This window comes from Mangrovibacter sp. MFB070 (genome assembly GCF_000705335.1).
In the GTDB taxonomy this organism is placed as follows: Bacteria; Pseudomonadota; Gammaproteobacteria; order Enterobacterales; family Enterobacteriaceae; genus Mangrovibacter; species Mangrovibacter plantisponsor.
Window position 1 is genome coordinate 516,603 of the sequence record NZ_JJMI01000025.1, and the last position, 25,237, is coordinate 541,839.

A 25,237-nucleotide genomic window follows, 5' to 3' on the forward strand; every position below is an offset into this window, starting at 1 on the left:
GATAAGCACTGTGCATTCAGGGTGGCAGTGCAAGTTTATCAGCCACACCACCTGTTACTTCAGTGCAATACGCACCACGCTGTCTTTACCCGGTGTTGAGTTATCCTGGTTAAACGGTTGTTTGAGCGTAACATACAAGGTGTTGCCATCCGGTGATACCAACAGGCTGTTCGGATTGGTATCGAATGACCAACTGTGCTTCACTGCATAAGTTGTGGCATCCAGTTGCAATACCTTCTTCGTTTCGCGTTGGGAAATGTAGATTTCATTGCGCTGCGCATTGAATTTAATCCCCAGAGCATCACCCGGAATACGTTTAATTACCCGGCCAGTATGCTCATCAAAAACCAGCGTGGTTTTCCCCTGCGAATTATCGGTTACCAATAAACGCCCGGTAGCCGGGTCTTCCGCCATATTCAGGAAGAGATATTTGTTGCCATCGCCCGCTGTCCAGCGGTGCTCTATTTTGTGGGTTCGCGGGTTAATCACCAGAATCTCACCATCGCCGTTCGCTGCGTACACAACACCCATTGAAGGTGAGTAAAGCAAACCGGTTACCCACTTCCCGGCATGTTGAATAGTGCCAGCCAGTTTGAAAGTGCGGGTATCCACAATAGAAATAAAGCCCGGGTCCGCCACCCGGCTTACGTACAAATTATGCCCCTGCAATAGCAATTCGCGCGCGCCCGGCAAATCACCGTCTTTGTCTTTCTTCCCGCCTAAATTTAACCGCTGCAACACCTTACCGCTGCGGGCATCAACTTTAGAAATAGTGCCATCAAGGGAGTTAGAGGTATAGAAAACAGCACCTGCGTTATCAGCCACCATGCCAAAGTTTTTCAGGTCGGTATGTGTTTCCCCTTCCGTGGCAAGCGTAACCGGGTTCAGGCGATAGATAACGCCGCCATTAACATTTTTAAAGCTCTGAGCACTGGCAACATATAACGCATCAGCCACTGGCGAATAGGCCATTTCATATAAGCCATCGCCCACTTCGCGCTGAGTAACAACTTGCAGGTTTACTGGCTTAGCAGCCACTGTGGGCGTGGGAGCCGCAGTTTTTTCAGGCTGATGCTGGCAGGCAGCAAGGGCAAGGGTGGCGGCAACCAGCGTGGCAATACCGCTTTTGGGCAAACTGCAAAACGATTTCATTCCAGGCTCCATTAATCAATGCCCGGTACTATTTGGCCCCAGGCAATACAGGAAAAAAGAGAATGAGAATCATACGCGTTAAAAAGCGATTAGCAAATATCCGGAAAAACAGACAGGCACTGTGTAGTGACAAATAACCACAGACCATTCTTACCTTACAGCCAGGCAGAAAAAATAAAACTTTTATTTTTAAATCATATATTTAACCAACAACAATACCATTCAACCGCCCCGTTATTCCGATACAAAGAATTACATATTTATCGTTAATACCTCTACGAATAATAAAGAAAATGATTATCATTTATTTTCTCATAATGAGCCTGCTATGTGCTCACATACTCTGATGCAGCAAATCAAAAAGCTGCGCAGTGGCAATTTGCTTTTTGGACGGGGATATTATGTCTTTTAATCACAGGGAACCGGGAAAACCGGTTCTTCAACCCAGATACACGCTTTCTCTTCTCGCACTGGCAATTCATACACTGGTCAGCCCAACTCAGGCTATTGCGGCCGATGGCACCACAACCGACACAACCAGCAACGAACAAACCATGGTGGTGAATGCTACAACGAAGAAAGACACAGCTTCCCAGGAAAGCAAAGATTACCAGGTTAAAACCACTCGGGCTGGCACCAAACTGCTACTGACTCCGCGAGACGTTCCGCAGTCGCTCAGTGTGGTGACTCAGCAGCGCATGCAGGACCAGCAGTTGCAAACAGTTAATGACGTTCTGGGCAATACCACAGGTATCTCAGTTCAACAGGATGACAGCGAGCGCTCTTATTACTACTCCCGGGGTTTCCAAATCACGAATTTCACTTACGATGGCATTCCCACCAGCATGGGTGATGCCTGGAATTTTGGTGATGCCGCTTCCGATACCGCTATTTACGACCGCATTGAAGTGGTGCGCGGGGCAACCGGGCTGATGACCGGTGCTGGCAGCCCGGCGGCGTCAGTCAACATGGTGCGTAAACATGCCGACAGTAAAACATTCACCGGTAACCTCACCGCCAGCTATGGCAGTTGGAATAAACAACGTTATGTGGCTGATATCAGCACACCATTAAATGATTCCGGAACGATTCGTGGCCGTGTTATTGCGGGGTATCAGGATCAGGACAGTTGGCTGGATCGCTACCATAAAAACACTAAGTTTTTATATGGTGTTGTCGATGCAGACCTGAATGACAGCACCACGCTGTCTCTGGCGTGGGATTACCAGGATGCAGACACCCGGGATCCTTCCTGGGGTGGCAACCCCGTCTTCTACAGCAACAGCTCATTGACCCACTACCGGCGCAGCCTGAACTCTTCAGCAGACTGGACGTATTACCACACCACCGTTCGTAAAGTTTATGCCGACCTGACACATAACTTTGATAACGGGTGGTCCTTCCGCCTGAATGGCACCCATGCTGAAAATACCTTCAGTGATAAATTGCTGTATGTGGGTTACCTCTCCACTCCAAATGAGCAAACCGGGGAAGGTGCCGATGGTTTTGGCAGTATGGACCGGGGCAAACGAGAACAAACGTCTGTGGATGGTTATGCCAGTGGCCCATTCGAACTGTTCGGGCGGCAACACCAGCTAATGGCAGGCCTCACGTATAGCCGCCAGCATAATTCCACCTACAGCCGGGATGGGGTTACCGATGAAGACGCTTATGACATTGCAACCAGCGACATCGGTATTTTCAATAATAGCTGGAATGGCAACATCGCAGAACCGAACTGGAGCGACTGGTATGCAAACGCTAATGATGTCGTGCGGCAGAAATCCGCTTATACCGCAGCCCGCTTTTCACTGGCCGACCCGTTATCGCTGATTGTAGGGGCCCGCTACACCCAGTACAGCACTATTGGCAGTAGTGGTGATATGAAAAAGAACAACACCACGCCTTATGCCGGTGTGGTGTATGACATTAACGACACCTGGTCTGCTTACGCCAGCTATACCTCGATTTTTCAGCCGCAAACTTACCGTGACAGCAGTGGCCACTACCTGGCCCCGGTTACCGGGAAAAGTTACGAAACCGGGCTGAAATCCGCCTGGCTTGATGGCCGCCTGACTGCCACCATGGCTATTTTCCGCATTGAACAAAACAATGTCGGCCAGGAAGTCAGTGGCTCTTATGTGAATAACAGCAGTGAACAGGCTTATGTTGCCACGAAAGGCGCACGCAGCAAGGGCGCGGAATTTGAACTGAATGGGGCGCTTACCGATAACCTGCAAATGACGTTCGGCGCAACGCGTTATGTGGACAGGGATTCCGATGGCCGTTATAACCCGGATCAACCCCAAACCAGCTTCAAACTGTTCGCCAGCTACAATCTACCTGAACTTCCTGCCCTTACGCTGGGCGGCGGCGTCAACTGGCAAAACAGAGTATTCGACGATGTCAGCGCGCCAAATGGCACAACCAAACGCGTGTACCAGGGAAGCTACCCGCTGGCAAACCTGTTTGCCCGTTATCAGGTGACCAAACAAGTTTCTGTTCAGGGGAATATCAGCAACCTGTTTGACCGCAAATACTACGCGTATATGAACAACTATGTGTATGGTGAGCCACGTAACATGTCGGTCAGTGTCACCTGGCAGTTCTGAATATTCGCTTTTTAAATCACCACAGCCCTGCAGATTCAGGGCTGTGGTCTGCCAGATTGTTGCCGTACTTCCGGGGAACTGGACACCGTTTTTTGATGTTCTGCCCAAAACTCCCGCGAATATTTGTTGTTGACCCTCGCCTTTACGCAAGATAACAGCCAGACTTAAACCAAAGACGTAGTCTGCCCGGGCATTGTGCTTTACACTGCGCGCTGCGAAATTGAGTGAATAACGAGTAAGTAAGCGGTAATGACCATGAAAGGAACAATCACAACCTGGTTCCAGGACAAAGGTTTTGGGTTTATCAAAGATGAAAACGGCGATAACCGCTATTTTCATGTTATCAAGGTTTCCAACCCTGAACTGATTAAGAAAGATGCGGCGGTAACCTTTGAGCCAGGCACCAATAACAAAGGGTTATCAGCCTTTGCGGTGAAAGTGGCACCAGAAAGCAAACACCTGTATATCGCCGGTGAGCGCGTGAAACTCACGTCGATTAAGTCTTACCTGGTTTACAGTGAAGAAGAGCCTGCCGACACCCGGATTGATAAAGAAAACGCAGTGTTGTCTGTCGGCATACTGATGAACAGCATCAGGCCGAAATCGTCACAAAAAGCAGGAGAGATGCGTTCAGTGAAAAAACTGGCGATCACCACTTTCCAGGGAACTACGCTCATCTTCACAGAAGATGAAATAGACATTGATGCAACAGTGAAAATGCTCAAAGTCTGACGCGTTCAGTGCCGGGGCAGAAACACCTGCCCATGGCTTCTTCCCTGGCGTACTCCCCACGCGCCTGAACCTGCCTGCAGCTACTTCATCAGCACCTGAAATTGTGGGTTAAACTCGTCAAAAATTGGCAGGGCTGCCGCCCCAAGTGCTGCGGTGTCCATGCCCGACATCCCCATTTTCACCCGCATGCCATCCAGGTAGCGCCCGCGTACCGACTGGTAAAACGGTGGCAGGCGCGCCAGCACTTTCTCCAGCAATAGCGCTGGCATCATGCCGCCCACTACCACGGTCTGCGCATCAAAAATACACTCCAGCATATTAATCGCCTGGCGCAGAGGTGGCAGCGCTGTCTCTACCCAGCGGTCAAACAGTGCGCCATCTACGGCCAGTAAGTCATCGGGCAGCGCCTGGTAAGGGTCAAGGCCGCAAAATTCATACGCCGCCTGCAAAGAGACATAGCGCTCAAGGCAGCCATGGTTCCCGCAATAACAGGCCTTACCACCGGGCTGAACCACTATGTGCCCTACTTCCCCCGCATTATGCGCATGGCCCGAGTAAATATGGCCATCAGTAAAAATACCGGCTCCCAGGCCAGTACCAATATACAAGTAGATAAATGAACTGAGCTGGCGGGCCACGCCATGAAAACGCTCACCGATTGCCGCAACCGTGGCATCATTCTCCAGCGTCACAGGCAGGCCAGTCAGTTCAGAGAGCGTGGCGGCAACATCAACGTGCTGCCAGCCATTCAATGTTGTCGGCCCGGCAGAAGAAATCCCTTCCACACCAAATGGCCCGGGCATTACCACCCCGGCACCCAGCACTTTTTGCCAGTCCAGCTCCGGTAACGCTTTTATCTCATCAATAACCGCCATAATGCGCGCAAATGTGGCATCGGGTTGGGGCTTTTGCACCATAATAAGGCGGCGAAAATGAACTTCACCGGCCAGGTCCACCAGCACAATAATTAAAGTCTGGTGATCCAGATGGATCCCAACTGACCAGGCGCTGGCCGGGTTCAGGCTGACCGGAACCGCTGGTTGACCACGCCCGGTCACTTTGCGTGGCGCATGGCTGAGTAAAATTTCTGCCTGTTGTAGTTCCGCCACAATGTTTGACACGGTTTGCGGTGTCAGCGCGGTAAGCCGCGCCAGCTCTGCCCGAGTCAGCTCACCGTGCAGCCGAATAGTTTCAATAACCACTCGCCGGTTGTGCGCGCGCGCGTGTTCAAGGTTGGTTCCTGAGGTTTTCATCTGTTCCTTTCCTGGTGCCCCTGCGGGCAGTATCTTCTGCCCCCTGGCGGATAGCAACGGTTAAGCAAGCTTTGTGCCCTGTTCACTGGCTGGCATAAAGTTTGCTTAAAGCTTAATCAGTGAAGGCGAAGTCAGCCGGACCTTTTTGTCATCCTGATTAAATCAATCAAATTGATTTAATAAATCATAAACGGTTTTACGCCTTGCCACCCGGTTGCACACAGCAAAAAAAGCCACCCGGGGAACAGGGCTGGGGGAGAACACCATGCGTCACCACAATACACACCGCTTGCGTCTCAGCCTGCTGGCAATGCTGGCAGTTTGTACCAGCGCCACGGCCGCCACACAAATCAACGCCTTGTTTATGACCCAGGCGGCCTACAGCGAAAACGATATTCGTGCCATGACCAGTGATTTCCAAAAACAGCACCCGGACATTCACGTCAACCTGGAGTTTGTGCCTTATGAAGCGCTGCATGACAAAATCGTCGCAGCCCGGGGCGCAGGCACCAACGGCTACGATGTAGTGCTGTTTGATGCTATCTGGCCGGCTGAGTTTACCCGCTTTAACCTGCTGCAGGATGTCAGTGCACGCATTCCCGACGCTGAACGTGAAAAGATTTTCCCGGGTGCCATGAACACCGTGGTTTATAAAGGGAAAACGCTGGGCATGCCGTGGATTCTGGATACCAAATATCTCTACTACAACAAAGCCATGCTCAGTAAAGCCGGGATAACCCAGCCGCCAGCCACCTGGCAGCAGGTGATGGACGATGCCAAAATCATTAAAGATAAAGGCATTGTGAAATACCCGCTGGTCTGGAGCTGGTCACAATCCGAGGCTCTGGTGTGCGATTACACCACGCTGGTATCGGGCTTTGGCGGCAGCTTCTATCACAACGACAAACTGGATTTCAGTTCCCCGGCCTCGCTCGCTGCGCTGAAACTGATGAAAAGCTCGCTGGATGAAGGCCTGACTAACCCGGCTTCACGTGAATACCTTGAAGAAGATGTGCGTAAAGCCTTCTCTAATGGTGATGCCGCCTTCGCCCTGAACTGGACCTACATGTACAACATGGCCAATGACCCGAAACAGAGCAAAGTGGCGGGTGATGTCGCGATTATGCCAGCCCCGGGCGATGCGCCAGGCAAAGCCGGTGCGGTAAATGGCTCGATGGGCTTAGGTATCACTCAGGGTAGCCAGCATCCGGAACAGGCATGGCAGTTTATCAGCTATATCACTTCACAACCGGTACAGGATAAATACGCCAAACTGAGCCTGCCCATCTGGAAAGCGTCTTATACCGACCCGGCGGTCGCTCAGGGCCAGGAGAGCCTGATTAAAGCCGCGAATACTTCGTTGAATGTCATGCTTTCCCGCCCGGAAACAGCAGACTATTCACGCCTGTCTAATACCCTGCAGCAACAACTCCAGGCGGTATTACAAGGCAAAGCCACACCACAAGACGCCATGAAAGCTGTAGATAAAAGCGCGGCACGACTGCGTTAAGGAAGCGTGATGCTGAATTTGCAACAACGCGAACACCGTCAGGCATGGGTGCTGTTAGCACCCATGGTTATCATGATGCTGTTGCTAACAGCCTGGCCATTGCTGCGCACCCTGTGGTTAAGTTTTACCGATGCAGCGCTTATCAGCACCGGGACCAGCCCAAACTATATTGGGCTGGATAACTACTTATACGCCCTGACTGACCCGGATTTCCGGGATGCATTTGGCCGTACGCTCTACTTCACCATTGTTTCTGTGGCGATTGAGGGCGTACTGGGCGTATTAGTCGCACTGCTGCTTAACCAAAAGTTCGTCGGGCGCAACATTCTGCGGGTGTTGGTGATCCTGCCATGGGCGCTTCCCACCATTGTTAATGCCATGATGTGGCGGCTGAACTTTAACCCGGATTACGGCAGCATCAATGCCCTGCTCACTCAACTGGGTATTCTGGACAGTTATCGTTCCTGGCTTGGCTCAACCGACGCCGCACTGAACAGTGTGATGTTTGCCGATATCTGGAAAAACTACCCACTGGTGACATTGCTGGTGCTCGCGGCGCTGCAATCCATACAGGAAGACCTGTACGAAGCCGCAAGGCTTGATGGCGCCAGTGCGTGGCGGCGTTTTCGCGCCATCACCTTTCCGGCCATTGTCGCGCCACTGGGCGTGGCTTTGGTTCTGCGCACCATTGATGCTTTCAAAGTTTTCGACATCATCTACGTTATGACGCGTGGCGGCCCGATGGACAGCACCAAAACCCTGAGCTTTTTCGTTTACCAGGAATCGTTCAGCTATATGCGCGCAGGCAGTGGTGCGGCTTACGCCATTTTGATGGCGCTGATGTGTGCCGTACTGATTGCCATTTACCTGCTAATGCTGTTGCGCCAGCGCCGCCGGAGTACTGCCCATGAAGCGTAAAATCCGCACCATCCTGCGTTACCTGGCAGCCCTGGTCGTGGCATTGTCTATTCTGGGCCCGATGGCGTGGCTATTTTTAATGAGTGTCAGCTCTACCGCCGACCTCACCCGCATCCCGCTTGAATGGTTACCACGCCAGTGGGATTTCAGCCGCTATGCAAGCCTGGTTTCACTGGAGCCTGGTAAGCCGGGAGCACTCTTTTTGCACGCGCTGTTAAACAGCATTCTGGTTGCCTGTGGCGCCACGCTGGTGTCGCTGGTGCTTGCGGTTCCGGCCGCATTCAGCTTTTCCCGCTACCCAGGCCGTGATGGGTGGTTGTATGCCGGGCTGGGCATTTACATGGTGCCCCCCGTTGCCTTTGTACTGCCGCTCTATTTTATTCTTGAACAACTCGGGCTGCTTAATACCCGCACGGGCCTGGTTCTGGTTTATTGCTCGCTGATCCTGCCCTTTCTCACCTGGATGCTCAAAAACCAGTTCGATACCCTGCCCCGCGATATTGAACAGGCGGCAAGGCTTGATGGTTTGCGATTTTGGCAGGTTCTGTTGCGCATCACACTGCCACTGGCGAAACCGATGCTGGGTGCTTCAGCGCTGTTTGGCTGGCTACTGGCCTGGGATGAATTTTTCTACTCACTGCTGTTTACCAGCAATATCGCCGCACAAACACTGCCCGTAACGATTGCCGGTTTTACCGCCGGGCGCGCAACCGATGATGGCCTGATAGCGGCAGTCGGCATTCTGGCATCCGTTCCGCCCCTGTTTATTGCTATCTGGCTGCAAAAAACGCTGGTTGGTGGGCTTGCCAGCGGTGGAAGTAAAGGATAACTATGCACAATTTAACCACGCCTGTGCTGTATGTCGCGGGCAATATCAATGTCGATATTATTATGGGCACCCTGGCGCAGTGGCCCTTACCTGGCACAGAAGCCATGCTGGAGCACAGCGCGCTGCGCCCTGGTGGTTCAGCCGGGAACTGTGCTCTGGCTCTCGCCGCAATGGAGATTCCCCACCGGGCAATTTCCTGCCAGGGCAATGATGCTTTCACGCCGTGGCTCGCCGGGTACTTTCCACAAAGCGCTGCCGGGTGGCCGGGTTATGCCTGCGAAACGTCTTTCACCGTGGGCGTGACACACCCAGACAAAGAACGGTCTTTTCTCAGCAATTACGGCCATATTACCCGTCTCAGCGCCGACGACATTCTGCAACAACTGCCGGAACAAGCCATCCCCGGGGATATTGTCCTACTGTGCGGCACTTTTTTATGCAGCACATTGTTCAGCCAGTACTCCACTCTGCTGCCCGCGCTGCGCAAGCGCGGTTACCGCATCGCGGTGGATACCGGCTGGCCGCCCACCGGCTGGACACCCGAATTACGCGCTGGCGTATATACCTGGTTACCCGACTGCGACTGGTTATTGCTCAACGAGGTGGAGACCCTGGGGCTGAGCGGGCTGGAAAACCTGGATGACGCCGGAGCGGAACTTGCCCGGCAACTCAACGGCCGGGGGGGATGTGTGGCGAAATGCGGCCCGGATGGCGCCCGGTTATGGACCACACAGCACAAACAGCACGCTCCGTGCCAGCCAGTCTGCGTTATTGACACCATTGGCGCCGGAGACAGTTTTAATGCCGGTTTTCTGGCCGCACTTTGCCAGGCACAGCCCCCCGACGAAGCGTTGTACTGGGGAAATGCCGTTGCCGCCCATGCCATCAGTAGTTCACCACGCAGTTACCCTGACTGGCAGGCGTTACAACACCATATAGAGGAGATGTCACATGGCCGGGGTTGAACTGGTAAAAGTTGCCAAGCGTTACGGGAAGCAAACTGTTTTGCACCCACTGGACCTGACCATTCCTGATGGCAGCTTCACCGTGCTGGTAGGCCCTTCCGGATGTGGTAAATCCACCCTGCTGCGGCTGCTCGCTGGTCTGGAAAGCGCCTCTGACGGGGCGATTTTAATGAACCAAAAACAGATTAACGACCTTGACCCGGCCGACCGGGATATCGCTATGGTGTTTCAAAGCTACGCGCTCTATCCCCACCTGACTGTCGCTGAAAACCTTGCTTTTCATATGCAGGTTAAAAAGGTGGATAAAACCACGCAAAAGAGCAAAATCACCCAAATAGCCACCATGCTGGGTATTGATAAATTGCTCAGCCGCTACCCACGGGCCTTGTCCGGCGGGCAGCGCCAGCGTGTGGCGATGGGCCGCGCTATGGTGCGTAATCCTCAGGTATTTTTGTTCGACGAGCCACTGTCCAACCTCGATGCCCAACTTCGTATGGAACTGCGTGCGGAAATAAAATCCCTGCATCAGCGTTTTAAAACCACCATGATTTATGTCACCCACGATCAGGTTGAGGCCATGACACTGGCCGACCAAATTGTGGTGATGCGTGACGGTATCATTGTTCAGCAAGGCAGCCCGTTAACTATCTACGACCAGCCACGCAACACTTTTGTGGCCCGCTTTATTGGTTCACCGCCAATGAACCTGCTGGAAGGCACTATTCAGCTTCGCCAGGGCGAGCCAGGCGTGCAGTGTGGTGAACTCTGGATACCGCTGCCTGCTCACTGGCACGAAGCCGCACGCATACAGGGCGACCAACCGGTCATCGCCGGGCTACGCCCACAAGATATTGCTATCGCGCCACAAGGCAGCAGCGCTCAGGTGAATATTATGGAAGTCACCGGGGAATCCACATTGCTGCATCTGGACTGGCAAGGGTTTGCCATTCACGTTCAGGTAACGGGGCGGCCTGAAACCGGGCCCGGGCAAACGCTGGCGTTAGTGGCGAAAAGCGACAAACTGCATTTGTTTGATAAAGCGAGCGGAGAACGGCTGGTTCAAGGAGAATAATGTGAGTAGTAACGGGGGCCTGAAGCCCCCGTTCAGATTGATGAAAAAGAAGGGAAAAGCGTGGTTTTTCCTTCTTTTTAGTTAGCAGGCGAAAATCAATGACTTGATTTTCCTGTTTTTTTATTGGGTGACATCCTCTCGTTCTGTGCGAACATGAGGTTTGTCATCAGACTCAACGGGGGCCTGAAGCCCCCGTTTAATATAGTCATGTAGCAATAAACTCAGAACGACTCCCAGTCATTCTCTTTGTGACCACCACCCGCCAGCGCCAGTTGGCCTTTTTTCGCCGAAGACAGTCCTTTACGCGCTGCTGGTTTCGCCTGATTACCACTCGCATCACCCGGCAGTCGGAACACCGAAACAATTTCAGTCAACCGGTGAGCCTGCTCTTCCAGTGATGCCGAAGTACCGGAAGACTCTTCCACCAACGACGCGTTCTGCTGCGTTACGGTATCCATCTGAGAAATCGCGCTTCCCACCTGGGAAATACCTTTGCTCTGTTCCACAGATGCTGATGCAATCTCCGACATAATGCTGGTTACACTGGAGACAGATTTCAGGATGTTATCCATCGTGGTGTTTGCCAGAGAGACCTGCTCATAACCGGTGTTAACATTGCTGACTGATTCATCAATCAGGGTTTTGATCTCTTTTGCCGCACCCGCACTGCGCTGAGCCAGGTTACGTACTTCACTGGCTACTACCGCAAACCCGCGCCCTTGTTCACCAGCACGAGCAGCTTCAACCGCTGCGTTAAGCGCCAGAATGTTGGTCTGGAATGCAATACTGTCGATAACGTTGATGATATCGGCGATTTTCTGCGAGCTGCTGGTGATATTTTTCATACTACTGATAACACCCTGCACCACTTCACCGCCTTCATTCGCCGCTTTGGATGCTGTTTGTGCCAGCGTACTGGCCTGTGCTGCGTTATCGGCGTTCTGTTTTACTACAGCGCTCAACTGTTCCATGCTGGCGGCCGTTTCAGTCAGAGCTGCTGCCTGCTCTTCCGTACGTGACGACAAATCAACGTTACCTGCGGCAATTTCACTGGAGCCGTGATAAATCTCGCTGGCACTGCCACGAATTTGTGAAACGGTTTTCACCCAGTTTTGCTGCATGGTTTCCAGGAACGGAATTAACTGGCCCACTTCGTTATTACCCAGTGGCTGTGTGGATTTATCCAGATGGCCTTGTGATAACACCTGCAAATGTTGTTTTACCCACTCCAGTGGGCGGCCAAGGAACACGGATAAGTAACGTTCACTCAGCACCAGGATCACCAGACCAATAACCATTGTGATAATAATGGTGGTACGCGCCACAGAAACCCAATTATTAATACGGCCATTGGCTGCCGTTTTAAGATCCTGAATTTCCTGGTTATAGGCGAGAATAGCGTCGGTGAAATTGGTGCGTAGCGGGTTATATTTATCACTTGTCAGTTGAGTAAAGGCTTCCAGGTTATTTGCTTTCACCGTGTCGAACATCGGTTTAATTGCCTGGTTAAACAGTGTCAGTGAGCTGTTGTAAATATTATCAATCGACGTACTGCTGATATTGGCATGGTCTGTCACTTTGAACTGATTAAGCCCACCCTGCAGGAAATCAATGTCTTTACCAATCCCATCCACTAACTGCTGGTAACTGGCTGTATCCCCATTTTTTTGTGCAACCATTGCACGGTCCATAGCCAGTTTAACCTGGTAGTAACGCGCACTGGCGCCATTAATGATATCGCCATTCACCTGCTGAACATTGGTGAGCGCGACCTCGTCTTTCAGGCTGCCCAAAGCATGCAGAGAGAAAAAAGACACGCCACTCCACAGCAGAGTGAACAGGATAAGGATAGATAACATCATAACCTTAATTTTAAGGTTGCGAATGAAGTGCATATAACCCCCGGAAGTATTGAACTGATAACAAAACGAGTGCTGAGATGAGAAACAGGAACACAACCTGATGCCGTTGCATCAATTCCGTGTCTGGTGCGCAACACCTGCATGTAATATCGGCACAATTACATTTTTAATTAATATTTTTATCACCTCACTCACACTGAAATCACAGAAAGAATATCAATTAACACACTGTTTTAACTGAATTTATTAAAAGTACAAAAACAAAAATGTTAATAAAATTATCACTAATAAAAAAATATTCAGCCAAAAGAAATAATTTTTAATAATTAAAACAATCCAACAAAAGTATGATTTATTCATTAATTAAGCAGGGCTAACTGAGAATAAAACACATTTCATTCCCACTAACATATCTTTACATTACCACCGAGAACAATCTGAATTAAAAACAGCTCCATACTTTGTTCACAATTATCCCTTATATACCTCAGTTAATAACGAGGCAGAGAAAAACCCTGCCTCACGTAACGAAGAACCCGATGAAATCCCGCTACCGGGAGACCATTGAATACCAGTCTGAGGATGACATGAACAAATTAGTCGCACTTTCTGCTTTACTGGCCTTTGCCGCTGCTCCCATTGCTCAGGCAGCGCCACAACCGCAGCAAGAGCAAAATAACCAACAGATGCTGCACAAAAAAGGCCATAACCAGAATAATGGTTCTCATAAAGACCAGCACCAGAGCAACCATAACGGTAATCACAACAGCAATCACAAGGGTTCACAAGGCAAACCCGGCCAGAATGGCGGACAAAATATGAAACCGGGGCAGACTGGTAGTCACAATATGAAACCGGGACAGAATGGCGGGCAGAATACGAAACCGGGACAGAACAGTAACGGTGATAACAAACTGCCAGTACAACCACGCTAAGTTGGCACTTATCCGTTTCTGAATGCACAGAAGGAAACCCTCAGGGTTTCCTTCTTGTTTAATGCATTACATTGTTGTTCGGTTCGTACGCTGGAACGGTAAAACCCGCCACAATTGCAACTCACGGCAGGCCACATTACCCGGTAAAAACACCCGGCCCTTTTACAGAAAGAACATTAAGGACACGTAACGCTGCCCCATTCGGTTTTTTTTCACCACGTTCCCATTTGGAGACAGTCACAACAGACATATTCACAAGTTCAGCCAGCATTGCCTGGCTCAGGTGGTAGCGGCTACGCAGCGTACGAATTGCATCACCATTCATTTCAGTAATCACAGGTAAACGTTCGCGGAATTCACGTAATCTCACACGCGAATCAATGTAACCGACAGTGTCTTCAGAAATCCCACCATGAGGAAGCATATCGTGAGCCATTTCCTGCAAATCTTTCAGATGGTCAACCATTACATTTAACCTCTCTCATCGTGCTATTTTTAATCTGTGCCGCAATTTGTTCTTGCGTCATATTCTGAAGATCAGCAGCGAATTTACGATAGCCTTTAAGGGCATCATCAGGAATCTCTTTACCTCTGTTACTGATATTCGACTTCAGGTAACCATTAATAAAGAAGAAATTCCGCCCGGTTTGAAAGGCAATAATTGCACGGGCTCCATAACTTTTCCCCTTTCCTGGCAGAGGGATACGTTTTTTGATAATCCCACCGCCCAGGTCACCTTCAAAAAGGCCTTTCATAATTTCATTTGCTGCACTACATAAATCTGCACCACTAATGCTGCCACCTCTGGTGTTCTTATCGAACACCTTTAAAACATAAATCTCCATGGCGGATTCCTTGCGTGTTGTCAGGGTATCCCTCTCCAGACTACGCAAGCTATAATACTAAGGATTATAGGTTAGAACAATGTGGGTTTGTTTTACCCGGTAAAAACACCCGGCACGTTGCACAGCATGGAAGACTCGCCTTTATGCTTTGCGGGCTATCAGTACATAACTCAGAAGCGCTAACAAATAGCTCCCGCCCAGCACTACCCCCATAGAGATAAAAGACGTGCCGCCAATACCGGTTAAAGGTGCGCTCACGCCACCCATCATAAACATTAAGGTACCTAAAAAAGCAGATGCAGTGCCTGAATGTTGACCTTGCGCTTGCATCGCCATGGCTCCAGCCAGGGTACAAACGGCACTGTTTATGGATACGGCGATGAACAATACAGGAACAACCGCAGCCAGGGGTGCCCTTACTACACCGCACAGCAGCAGTACCACCGCAGCAATAACCGACAGAACCAGAGCGCCAACCAGAACCGGCTTTTCTCCCCAACGGGCCGAGAGTTTCACTGTGCCAAGGGAAAACACAATAAGCCCGGCACCATTCAAAGCAAACAGGTAGCTATACTGCTGTGGCGTCAGTTGCCAGTGAGACTGAAAAACATAAGATGAGGCACCAATGTAGGCAAATAACCCGGCCAGCATAAACCCCTGCACCAGGCACAACCCCATGAAGCGCCGGTCCCGCATCACTGCAATAAATGATGCCGCCATATTACTTTGCTGTTTTTGCCGCCGTTGTGGTGGGTAACTTTCGGCTAATTTGGTGGACACAACAACCAGCATCACAATCCCCACCAGCGCCAGAGTAATAAACAGCCCCTGCCAGCCAGTCAGCGCCAGTTGCAACCCACCTAATACCGGTGCGGCTATTGGTGCCACACCGTTAATTGCCATCAGTAAGGCAAAAAACTGCGTCAGCTCTGGCCCGGCGTAACAGTCACGCGCAATGGCCCGGGATAATACCGCGCCACCAGCCCCGGCCAGCCCCTGGATAAAACGCGCCGCCATTAAACCAGACATACTGGTTGCTACCGCGCAGCCAATTGAAGCCAGAATAAAAATAACCAGAGAAGCCAGCAGTGGTACTTTACGCCCCATTCGGTCACTTAACGGGCCGAAAACCAGTTGCCCCAACCCCAGGCCAACCAGAGACGCGGTGAGGGTCAGTTGCGTCGCAGAAGTGGATACCTGTAAATGGGCCGTAATATCCGGCAATGCAGGTAGATAAAAATCGGTGCACAGTGGCCCCAACGCGGCCAGCATCCCAAGTATCAGGGCATACAGCGTGCGTTGTTGTATTGACATGGTTTAGTCCTTTTTCCTGGTATTGTTGCTCTGAGTATCCGGAAACAGGGTGTGCAATATGGCAAGGTAATTACTTTGCAAACATTGCGCATCAATTGGCCGGTGCGGGCGAACATGGCGACGAAGCAGAGTGCCTTCAGTAAGCACCGCCATCACTTCACTCAGCGCATTAACCTGAATGGTATCCAGATGCGGGTAGCGTGCTTTCAGCATGGCGCACCCTTGTTCAAATAAACTCAGGTCAGCCTCAACCACCAGTTGAGCAATGCGTGGGTTACGGGTTGCTTCAGCACTGATTTCCAGCAGCAATGCATCATCGCGGCTGTCAAATGCGGCAATACCAGCCAGGCTCCGGGTAAACTCATCTGCCTTGCGCACTAAATCATGATTAACGGCCAGCATATGTTCCACCCTGGCACTAATAATCGCTTTGATAATGGCTTCCACAATGGCGTCTTTATTCTGAAAACAGCGGTAGATTTGGCCCGGCCCAAGCTGTGCTTCCCGTGCAATATCCGCCATAGAAGTGCCATGCAGCCCTTTATCCCGAAAGCATGCCCGGGCGGCCTGAATAATCGCGTTGCGCCTGGCGTCCTGGCGGCTTATGCGGTCCGTAGTCATAAATTTTCCGTGATTGCAGGAGTTGAGAGGATCACAACCCACAGATGAGAACGTTCATTCTCGTTTAAACCACGGAAAGATTCAAGAAACAGTGGTAAGCAATTTGTGCCAATGAGAAACACCGCTGGCAGCAGGCAGGGAAATGCGCCAGAAATTTGGCGCATTGTTACGGTTACCCATGAGCTACACGGTCTGCCTGTGCAAATACGCCACGCGCGACGGCAACTGCTTTCAGCGCCGCAGGGAACCCTGCGTACAGCGCCATTTGTAGCATCACTTCTGTAATCTCTTCACGGCTGCAACCCACATTCAGTGCTCCCTGAATATGCACCGCCAGTTGAGGCTCGCAGTGGCCCATCGCAGTCAGCGCCGCAACCGTTGCGATTTCCCGTGATTTAAGATTGAGTTGTGGGCGGGAATAAATATCACCAAAGCCAAATTCCACAATATAGCGGCCAAGATCAGGGCAGATATCCGCCAGCCCATTGACCACATTTTCGCCTGCTTCGCCATCAATCTCAGCAAGCTTTGTTAACCCTCTTTCATAGCGTGACTGTTGCATGTGTTACCTCCGGTTAGTCAGTTCAGGTAACAGGCTAAAAGTTAGAGCACACTCTAAGTCAAGGGGATATTACCAACCACAAACAGGCCAATGTTACCCAAAGGTAATCACGCCGGATCACTCTGATGCGCCACTTGTTCCCGCAATGCCTCATCATAAAAAGCAATTTTGCTGCCCAGTGCCTGCAGATGCGCCTGAGCCTGAGCAATATGCGCCTGCAATACCGCCTGGTGTTCCGCCAGCATTTGCCGCCGTTGCAAAAGCGTTGCGGCGCCTTTTTCCCGTAACATGGCATAGGCGCAAATTTGTGCCAGAGGCATACCGGTCTCTTTCAGGCGGGTAATGAATTTGACCCATTCAATATCTTTCTCATTAAACTGCCGGTGCCCACTGGTATCGCGTGCAATACGCAGCAACCCTAAGGTTTCGTAATAACGCAGGGTGTATGGGCTTAACTGAGTACGTTCGGCAAAACGGGCAATTTTCATCAGTTCTCCAGGGACTCACTGTTACCAGCACAATAAGATAGCTCTTATTCGCAGGGGCTAATATTAGTGGGGGATTATGTGTTTATTCTTTATTGCAGACCAACAGCCCGGCAATTAAAATATCGCCATATTTTATTCAGTTATCACTTAAGAAAACGGTTGTCATTGTCTGGTATCCACGACCAGCAGACACTGGTATTCATTTTTCACCGGTTGGCATTCCAGCATGCGTTCAGCCATGTCTGGCTATACCCTAAATAATTCGGGTTGCAGGAAGGCGGCAAGTGAATGAATCCCGATGAGCTTACTGTAGTAAGTGACTCGGGTGAATGACCGCAGCCAACGCACCCGCAACTTGAAGTATGACGGGGATATACTCCGTATTATACGGGCTTACACACTGTCGGGAAGACTCAGATGTTACATAACATATACCAAATTTTGTTGGGTATTATTGCGGTTGCAGTAATTTGGGGCGTTTTTTATGTATTTATTATGTTCATCAGTAAATGTTCACTATGGGCACTGCAAAAACATATTAATGCCGGGCGTATATCAGATAAATTTCTGGTGAAAATGTACCAGGGAAGCCAACAATCCAAACGGATGAGCCATAAAATTATTATGTTTCTGGTATTTGGCTTTGGCGCCCTGCTGTTGATCTCCGCCAATAAACGCCGTAATGAATTTATTACCCAGGAAATGCTGCGCCGCGGTTTACCCCTGTAACATTTCTGCCGGGTATTTTTGCCCGGCATCTGTTGATCGTTTTTCATCCTTCCAGCGTACTTTTTGCCCTTCCATGGTGCATTTCGCGCACCACCAGCAGACATAAGCCCCGTTTTGATCCAGCCCGTTTTCCCCATGCCTGCTGCAACGCTGTATATTTACATCTAAATTAAAATTGGCACGTTTAATGCTTAATCATTGTTGAACAATATCATCAGGGGTTCGACATGAAAAAAGTCATCGCATTACTGGGCAGTGCCGCAACCATTCTGGCGTCATTGCCAGCTCTGGCGAACGGCACGTTACAGCCGGGCAACCTTACTATCGGTTCCGACTTAACTTACCCACCTTATAACTTTATGAACAACAACCAGCCTGCCGGTTTTGATGCTGAGTTTATGCAGTTGATCGGCAACGATATGCATCTGAAACCTAAGGTTAAAGACACCCGTTTCGCCAGCCTGATAATGGGCCTGAAAAGCCAAAAATTTGATGTCATTGCATCAACGCTATATGTCACCCCCGAACGAGCACAGCAGGTGGATTTTATCCCCTACATGAAAACGGGCGGCTCACTGATGGTGAAACAGGGCAGTACATGGCAGCCCAAACAGCCGCAGGATCTCTGCGGGAAAAAAGTCGGATCCATTAAAGGCGGTGCGTGGATCCCTAAATTGCAAAAAGTTTCCGCGGATTATTGCCAGGTGAAAGGGCTCGGCGCTATCGATGTGAAGGAATTTCCTTCCTCACCCGAAACAACTCAGGCTCTGCTTTCTGGCGCCATTGACGTTCAGTACGAAGATGCCGCTGTCGCCAAAGCGACGGTTGAGAAAACCGGTAACCGCCTGGTTATCAGTTCTGACAGCGTGTTGTACCCGGTAGTGGTTGGCCTGGCCGTAAACAAAAACAACACAGTTCTGCGCGACCAGTTGCAAAAAGCATTTGGGGATGTTGTGAAAAATGGCGAATACGCAACGTTACTGAAGAAATACAACGTACAAATGCCCAGTGCCGAAGAGATCAACAAAGCGCTGGCTGGCACGCTGTAACTACTTACCGGTTCGGGAGAGAGCATTATGCAGTTTGACTGGCATTATCTGTTCAGTTTATTCACCTTTGCTGATTTCTGGCATGCCAGTTGGCTGGTTGTGCAATTAAGTTTGCTGACCTGGGTTGGCGGGGTAGTTCTGGGGCTGGGTCTGGCTTTTGCCCGCCAGTCTCCCCGCCGCTGGGTCAGCCAGGCTGCCGCAGTCTATATCTGGCTGTTCCGTAGCCTGCCTTTGCTGGTGTTACTGATTTTTATCTTTAACCTGCCACAGATGATCCCGGCAAGTGGTGCGTTGCTGAGCAGCCCGTTTATCGCGGGAGCTATTGCGCTTATTTTAAGTGAAACGGCATATATTGCTGAAATTCATCGGGGCGGGTTAATTTCCGTACAGCGCGGGCAATATGAGGCGGGCAAAGCACTGGGGCTGGGTAATGGGCAAATTCGCCTCAAAATTATCATTCCCCAGGCCCTGCGTATCTCTCTGCCAACGCTTGTGAACGAGTTTATTACCATTGTAAAAATGACGTCCCTGGTCTCGGTCATTTCACTTTCCGAAATACTGATGGTCGGTGAGCGGTTATATACCGAAAACTTCAAGGTAATGGAGACATTACTGGCTGTTGCCTGTTACTACGTGTTGATAGTCACCTTGTTTGAGCGCTTGTTTTCCTGGCTGGAAAAAAGCCTGGATATTCAGCGCCGCCAGCCCGCAATGATTGACGCTGAACAAGTGCGTGCCACCTTACCCGCGCTGGTTCCTGGCACCCGGCGCAGTGTGAGCCCTTCCGCCAAACCCATTCTGGAACTGAGCGATATCCACAAAGCGTTCAATGGGAAAACCGTACTCAACGGCATTAACCTGGCCGTACGCCCGGGGGAAATTATCTCCATCATCGGGCCATCCGGCTCCGGGAAAACCACGCTTATCCGCACCATTAATGGCCTGGAAACGCTGGATGGCGGCACTGTACGGCTGCTGGGCAACGACTTTATTGAGGCCGGCCAGGCTGAAAATGCGCTCGCCTGGCGCAGTAACATCACCAAACTCGGCATGGTCTTTCAGGGCTTTAACCTGTTCCCCCATAAAACGGTGCTGGAAAACCTGATGCTGGCTCCACACCTGCACTTTGAAGAACAGCGGGAAAGCTTAAAACAACGCTGCCTCGCCATGCTGGACAAAGTGGGCATGCTCGAACACGCCAACAAATACCCGCATCAGTTATCTGGCGGCCAGCAACAACGTGTCGCCATTGCCCGCACGCTGGTAATGCGCCCCAGTGTGGTTCTGTTTGATGAACCCACATCGGCCCTTGACCCTGAACGCGTCAGCGAAGTGCTGGATGTTATCGCCCGGCTGGCCCAGGAAGGCATCACCATGCTGATAGTGACTCATGAAATGAAGTTTGCGTTCACCATTTCCGACCGGGTGGTGTTTATGGAGCACGGCAATATTGAAGTGGATGCCGCACCCAGTGCTATCCTGCAGATGCGAGAACATCGCATTAACCGTTTCATTCAGGATATGGCAACTGCCTGAGGCCGCAAAGATGCTCAGTTTGAAAATCGAATTACCCGAAGAAATGTCTGCAGACACACTGCCCGCTTTCCAGCGCATTGCGGTGCTGTTAAGGGAAAACATTATTAACGGCAATCTGCAGGCCGGACAGGCGCTGGCGGAAAACGAACTGGCGGCCCTGTGCGATACCTCGCGCAATACTCTGCGCGAAGCCTTGCGGTTTTTGCATGGTGAAGGGCTGATGGATTATCAGCATAACCGTGGCGTATTTGTTCGCCAGTTAACCCAGCGAGATGTGCGGGACATTTATAAAGCCCGCCGCTACCTGGAAGTGTTGGCAATACAGTCTTCGTCCACTATCAGTGAATTTCACCTGCATAAAATGGCCGGGCAACTCGACCTTGCAGTAACCGCCGCCAACAACAACGACTGGCGCACTTTCGGGACACACAGCCTGCGCTTTCACCAGCGCATCGTCCACATGCTCGGCTGCGCCCGGTTCAATGAGTTTTTCAGCGTATTGCTTGCTCAGTTACGTCTGCTGTTTGCCAGTGGGGAGCACGAAGGTAACTTCCAGCGCCCCTGGCTTGAACGCGACCAGGCTATTTTTGGCCTGCTGAAAGCACAACGTAATGAAGAAGCCTGCCAGTCGCTCACTGCTTATCTTGAACAATCTGAACAACAGATTATGTCTGCGTTTACCACGCGAATGAACGGAGTTTAATATGTCTTCTTATCCTGCTGCATACCAGAGCACCAAGGGCTCAGCCCTGGATGTTGATCGTGACTTTTACCAGGCTCTGGCTGATGGCAAACGGACTCAGGTTTCCCAACACCTGGTGCCGATTCGTACCGGTTATGCCTGGGAGGTTCCGGCTGGCCATATTTTTCGCATAACCACCCCACAAGGCCCGCAAGTGGGCGACCTGAACATGTGGAACCTGCATAACCCACGGGAAAGAATGTGGGTATCACGTACCCGCCAGTTACAGCGTGCCCATTTGTCCACCTTTGACCGGCTGTGGTCCACACTACCGTTTATGCGCCCTGTTGCTACGATCACTGCTGATTCACTGGCTGATTATGGTGTGGATGAACACGGCGGGCGTGTCCATGATCTGCTGGGCACCCGTTGTGATCCTTATGTCAACAAGCTGCTGACAGGTGAAGATTTTGATTTTCACTGCCACTCCAACCTGACCCGGGCGATTCAACCCTGGGGGCTAACTGAATTTGACGTGCATGACGTCATGAATGTGTTCCAGTGCACCGGGCTTAACGATGAAGATAAATACTTTATGAAAGCCTGCCCGGCGCGCAAAGGTGACTATCTGGAGTTCTTCGCCGAAATCGATTTGTTGTGCGCTATTTCTACCTGCCCGGGTGGTGATCTCTCGCTGCCAATGTGGGGAGATGAAGCCGAAGACACCCTGAAAGTGTGCCGCCCTTTAGGTATTGAAATTTACCAGCCGGACCCGGCACTGTTAGCTGGTTGGGAATCACCTAAGTCGCCAGACTACAAAGGGAACCACGGCATGAAGTTGAATGCAGTAAATTGGTAACTGAGTTTGTGTTGTGTGGTTGCGTTATTTTCAGGGAAGAGGAATAACGCTTTTTTCCACACTCACAGTTTTCGGGGCAAAGGGGTATCTCGCCCCGTTACCCTTCTCCAGCGCCAGGCGTAACGCACCGCCACCACGGCCACAAAACCAACGAGAATAATCATGCCAGTACCTCCACGCAGCCTGTATCAAAACCCAGTTGCCGGATAAGCCGTTTCTGCCACTCAGGGACACTCAGCTGGTGCTTTTTCACCCGCCGCCTATACAACACATACAACGGGTAACGGGAAACGACATCATCGCGAAACTGCAGATAACGTGGCGACAGGCTCCATAACCAGGCGCGTTGTATCCAGAAATCAACCAGCCACAAATTCTTTGCCATTCCACGGCCATGCAATGCACAGAAAGCAAACAGATAGGCGATATAAGCCCGGTAATCGCCACTGATATTCCCCGACAGCAAAATTGCCGGGCAGAGTTGCTCCAGGCCTTGCTGGACTTTTTCCGGGAAATCAGACAGTGCCAGTGTGCAGGCAAGATCATAGCGGGCAAGTGCATGCCCGGCTTGCTGAGACTGGTATAACAACGTTTCCCTCGCCTCTGCGAGGCGTGTTACCTCCCGAGGCAAGAACTCCCGCAAGAGCTGCCTTTCCAGTAACCGGCTATGTAAAAACCAGGCGTGTGCATCACCCTGGTCACCGGCCTTAGTAAAAACATGTTGGGCCTGTAATTCATTCTCCTGCATAGCCATGGCAGACAGAGCCCGCGGATTCGCCCCCGACTGCGCATCGGCCAGAAACAGTGCAGCCTGGCGCCCACCCTGCTGTGCGGCAAGCAGAAGTATTCTTCCCAGAGCCTTGCCATACCCCAGTGCGGCAAGGTTATTACAGGCCTGCCACAACGCTGCCGCATTCGCGTGCTGAATTCTGGCCTGCAACGCCAGTAACTGGCTGGCAGATAACGCCTGTTTCAGGCCACCTATGCCCTCTGGCGTCGCCGCCAGTAATGCCAGCAAAGCATCCAGCACAGAGCTTCCCCGGGCACGGGTCAGAGCAACCAGTTTTGCCAGCACCTGTTGCCTGTCCGGCGGTGGTACGGTTGCATTGCCCAACACAACCGCCAGAAGCGAGAAAACGTGGTCACTGTGGGTTAACCAAAAAGCCGGAGCGTCTATGGCAGCAAGTGCTGCCACGCACTGATAAATCTGCCCGGTAAACCAGGACGTTAACCGCCACTCTTGCCCGTACCGGTTAAACAAAAAATGTTCGCAAAACCGGGCATAAGCCAAATAACCACTGGCCTGAGCTTCAGGATGTAAAGGAAGAGACAGCAACTGACGAAAACGCACATCCAGGCGGCGAATACGGTACGTTTTCCCCGGCAAAGGCCACAACACCGGGTTATTTATCTTGTCATATATCTTCGCGCGCCACAGTTGGTTACGCACCGGCAGCGCCAGGTTCTGGCAATGCTCGCTACTGAGAAAATGGTTCACTGCCTGGTAACGCGCGTCTCCATAATGCAGAGGAGATAATAACCGTACCCACTGTTCACGAGCGGCGATATTTGCCGGATCGCACTCCATTGTACGGTTAAACCAATACAGTGCCGGGAAACGTGTCTCTGAGTAAGTAGGTAACCGCAATGACAGCGAGACCGGCCCTTTATCAAGCGGCAATGCACCGTACTGCCGGGCAAAAGCCAGTGCATCTTCACCAAACTGATGTGCCGGGAACGTCACTGGCCATAAGCCATTTTTCGCTCCGGCTGGCGTACCCAGGTAGCCCGCTGCATTCATCAGCAGCATAAAGACTGCGGGGCAATAACTGCCGGAGGCTATTGCCTGTACTGCCCATGAAAAACCCGCGGTATTCGCAACCACCACGCGGGGTACAGGCTGCCCGCCAGGGGCAACTGATGCACCAGTCCGAAGTGTTTCACTGGCAATAGCAAACCAACTCTCTGCCAGCAATAAGCAGGGAGTGGCATCTTCCGGGCAGGCAAAGTGCCATGCCAGCAACTGAGCATGCACATCGTCACGAGCAAGCTGATTTTGTGGAAACAAAAAAGCCAGCGAACTTATCAATGCCAGCCTGCCCGCAGGCAGCTGGGTATATTGAGCCTGCCGCACAGAGTGAAAAAACCGGCTAAGTGTCCGGTAGTTTTTTTCTTTTAGCAAGCAATGCAGGTGGTGCTGCAATTCATATAATTCATCCAGAGATGAATACATCCACACGCCCCATTAATTCTCAAACAAAATCAGCCAGTCGCAGAGGAGTTCCTCTGTAACCGGCAAAGATAAACATAAATTAGCCGAATCCTGGCGTAAGCGTTGATTTAAGTCAATTTACCAGGTTTAGTTGGTTTACAGCTAACCAGTTGAAATAACTAAAATTAACCTAACAGAAAATTAAGAATTATCCTACACGGTATATATTTACAATAATAACAAAAGTTCATCAACCTCAGTTGATTATATTATCAAAATATCGTTTCAAATTACTATGAACCCGATATGTATAACTTTATAACTCCCGCCGAAAACGTCTTTCCAAACAGTAGTTAACCAGGGAAACTATTTATATTGTGACAATCGCACTTATTGAATACTCTTTTTTGATGTTACAACCGCGGTCTGACAAGAGTGAAAAGCTCTCTTACATTTTTTTGAGCAGAAATCAGTGACGAAAGTACCAATCTCTACTGGTA

At 50.9% G+C, this 25,237-nt stretch carries 23 protein-coding genes; 13 read left to right on the plus strand and 10 right to left on the minus strand.

The features are described 5' to 3' along the window. Positions 1 to 54: 54 nt before the first annotated feature. Positions 55 to 1,152: a YncE family protein gene (locus DT73_RS14595; RefSeq protein WP_036110302.1), complete on the minus strand. Its 1,098-nt coding sequence runs from the start codon at positions 1,150 to 1,152 to the stop codon at positions 55 to 57. A 401-nt stretch (positions 1,153 to 1,553) separates the two neighbouring features. On the opposite strand from DT73_RS14595, the gene fhuE reads away from it, so the two are divergent. Together fhuE and DT73_RS14605 are read left to right on the plus strand one after the other, a co-directional pair. Further along, complete coding sequence (gene fhuE, locus DT73_RS14600) at positions 1,554 to 3,764, plus strand: ferric-rhodotorulic acid/ferric-coprogen receptor FhuE (RefSeq protein WP_051691396.1); 2,211 nt, start codon at positions 1,554 to 1,556, stop codon at positions 3,762 to 3,764. 249 nt (positions 3,765 to 4,013) lie between these two features. Beyond that, complete coding sequence (locus tag DT73_RS14605; protein WP_036110306.1) at positions 4,014 to 4,496, plus strand: cold-shock protein; 483 nt, start codon at positions 4,014 to 4,016, stop codon at positions 4,494 to 4,496. Positions 4,497 to 4,576: 80 nt separating this feature from the next. Here DT73_RS14605 and DT73_RS14610 read toward each other — a convergent pair whose 3' ends face one another. Further along, positions 4,577 to 5,749: an ROK family transcriptional regulator gene (locus DT73_RS14610; protein ID WP_036110310.1), complete on the minus strand. Its 1,173-nt coding sequence runs from the start codon at positions 5,747 to 5,749 to the stop codon at positions 4,577 to 4,579. A 310-nt stretch (positions 5,750 to 6,059) separates the two neighbouring features. On the opposite strand from DT73_RS14610, the gene DT73_RS14615 reads away from it, so the two are divergent. Genes DT73_RS14615 through DT73_RS14635 form a run of 5 tightly spaced genes read left to right on the plus strand, consistent with a single transcriptional unit; the run spans position 6,060 to position 11,043 of the window. Beyond that, the gene (locus DT73_RS14615) at positions 6,060 to 7,259 is read left to right on the plus strand and encodes an extracellular solute-binding protein (protein WP_369792622.1); all 1,200 of its coding nucleotides are present in this window, start codon (positions 6,060 to 6,062) and stop codon (positions 7,257 to 7,259) included. A gap of 9 nt (positions 7,260 to 7,268) precedes the next feature. Further along, entirely contained in the window at positions 7,269 to 8,177 is a 909-nt protein-coding gene (locus DT73_RS14620; protein ID WP_036110315.1) for a carbohydrate ABC transporter permease, read from the plus strand. Continuing rightward, positions 8,167 to 9,006 (plus strand): carbohydrate ABC transporter permease, encoded by an 840-nt coding sequence (locus DT73_RS14625; RefSeq protein WP_036110318.1) that lies wholly within the window; start codon positions 8,167 to 8,169, stop codon positions 9,004 to 9,006. Before DT73_RS14620 ends, DT73_RS14625 begins: the two co-directional genes overlap by 11 nt. A 2-nt stretch (positions 9,007 to 9,008) precedes the next feature. Next, positions 9,009 to 9,971: a carbohydrate kinase family protein gene (locus tag DT73_RS14630; protein WP_036110321.1), complete on the plus strand. Its 963-nt coding sequence runs from the start codon at positions 9,009 to 9,011 to the stop codon at positions 9,969 to 9,971. Then, positions 9,958 to 11,043, plus strand: a complete 1,086-nt coding sequence (locus DT73_RS14635) for an ABC transporter ATP-binding protein (protein WP_036110323.1) — start codon at positions 9,958 to 9,960, stop codon at positions 11,041 to 11,043. The genes DT73_RS14630 and DT73_RS14635 overlap by 14 nt, the downstream gene beginning before the upstream one ends. A gap of 221 nt (positions 11,044 to 11,264) precedes the next feature. Here the strand turns inward: DT73_RS14635 and DT73_RS14640 are convergent, their stop codons facing one another. Continuing rightward, a complete protein-coding gene (locus DT73_RS14640; protein ID WP_036110326.1) occupies positions 11,265 to 12,938 on the minus strand; it encodes a methyl-accepting chemotaxis protein in 1,674 nt (557 codons plus the stop codon). A 506-nt stretch (positions 12,939 to 13,444) separates the two neighbouring features. Here DT73_RS14640 and DT73_RS14645 point away from each other — a divergent pair. Next, positions 13,445 to 13,840: a hypothetical protein gene (locus tag DT73_RS14645; protein ID WP_036110329.1), complete on the plus strand. Its 396-nt coding sequence runs from the start codon at positions 13,445 to 13,447 to the stop codon at positions 13,838 to 13,840. A 136-nt stretch (positions 13,841 to 13,976) separates the two neighbouring features. Here DT73_RS14645 and DT73_RS14650 read toward each other — a convergent pair whose 3' ends face one another. The 6 genes from DT73_RS14650 to DT73_RS14675 form a co-directional block, all read right to left on the minus strand. After that, entirely contained in the window at positions 13,977 to 14,306 is a 330-nt protein-coding gene (locus tag DT73_RS14650) for a DNA-binding transcriptional regulator (RefSeq protein ID WP_036110332.1), read from the minus strand. Further along, positions 14,299 to 14,685: a type II toxin-antitoxin system RelE/ParE family toxin gene (locus DT73_RS14655; protein WP_036110334.1), complete on the minus strand. Its 387-nt coding sequence runs from the start codon at positions 14,683 to 14,685 to the stop codon at positions 14,299 to 14,301. Before DT73_RS14655 ends, DT73_RS14650 begins: the two co-directional genes overlap by 8 nt. 141 nt (positions 14,686 to 14,826) lie before the next feature. Further along, on the minus strand, positions 14,827 to 15,999 hold the full coding sequence (locus DT73_RS14660) for a multidrug effflux MFS transporter (protein ID WP_036110337.1): 1,173 nt from the start codon (positions 15,997 to 15,999) through the stop codon (positions 14,827 to 14,829). Between the two features lie 3 nt (positions 16,000 to 16,002). Continuing rightward, complete coding sequence (locus DT73_RS14665; protein WP_036110340.1) at positions 16,003 to 16,620, minus strand: TetR/AcrR family transcriptional regulator; 618 nt, start codon at positions 16,618 to 16,620, stop codon at positions 16,003 to 16,005. Between the two features lie 172 nt (positions 16,621 to 16,792). After that, positions 16,793 to 17,182 carry a carboxymuconolactone decarboxylase family protein gene (locus DT73_RS14670; RefSeq protein WP_036110343.1) on the minus strand — a complete coding sequence of 130 codons (390 nt, stop codon included), beginning with the start codon at positions 17,180 to 17,182 and terminating at the stop codon, positions 16,793 to 16,795. Positions 17,183 to 17,289: 107 nt separating this feature from the next. Beyond that, complete coding sequence (locus DT73_RS14675) at positions 17,290 to 17,670, minus strand: MerR family transcriptional regulator (protein WP_036110350.1); 381 nt, start codon at positions 17,668 to 17,670, stop codon at positions 17,290 to 17,292. A 417-nt stretch (positions 17,671 to 18,087) separates the two neighbouring features. On the opposite strand from DT73_RS14675, the gene DT73_RS14680 reads away from it, so the two are divergent. The 5 genes from DT73_RS14680 (at position 18,088) to DT73_RS14700 (ending at position 22,525) form a co-directional block, all read left to right on the plus strand. Next, on the plus strand, positions 18,088 to 18,399 hold the full coding sequence (locus tag DT73_RS14680; RefSeq protein WP_036110352.1) for a hypothetical protein: 312 nt from the start codon (positions 18,088 to 18,090) through the stop codon (positions 18,397 to 18,399). A gap of 227 nt (positions 18,400 to 18,626) precedes the next feature. Then, complete coding sequence (locus DT73_RS14685; protein WP_036110355.1) at positions 18,627 to 19,448, plus strand: ABC transporter substrate-binding protein; 822 nt, start codon at positions 18,627 to 18,629, stop codon at positions 19,446 to 19,448. Positions 19,449 to 19,475: 27 nt separating this feature from the next. Further along, on the plus strand, positions 19,476 to 20,984 hold the full coding sequence (locus DT73_RS14690) for an amino acid ABC transporter permease/ATP-binding protein (protein ID WP_036110359.1): 1,509 nt from the start codon (positions 19,476 to 19,478) through the stop codon (positions 20,982 to 20,984). Between the two features lie 10 nt (positions 20,985 to 20,994). Then, complete coding sequence (locus DT73_RS14695) at positions 20,995 to 21,687, plus strand: GntR family transcriptional regulator (protein WP_036110362.1); 693 nt, start codon at positions 20,995 to 20,997, stop codon at positions 21,685 to 21,687. A gap of 1 nt (position 21,688) precedes the next feature. Further along, positions 21,689 to 22,525: a DUF1989 domain-containing protein gene (locus DT73_RS14700; RefSeq protein WP_036110364.1), complete on the plus strand. Its 837-nt coding sequence runs from the start codon at positions 21,689 to 21,691 to the stop codon at positions 22,523 to 22,525. Between the two features lie 160 nt (positions 22,526 to 22,685). Here the strand turns inward: DT73_RS14700 and DT73_RS14705 are convergent, their stop codons facing one another. Further along, positions 22,686 to 24,758 (minus strand): DUF4034 domain-containing protein, encoded by a 2,073-nt coding sequence (locus tag DT73_RS14705; protein WP_036110366.1) that lies wholly within the window; start codon positions 24,756 to 24,758, stop codon positions 22,686 to 22,688. Between the last annotated feature and the right edge of the window lie 479 nt (positions 24,759 to 25,237).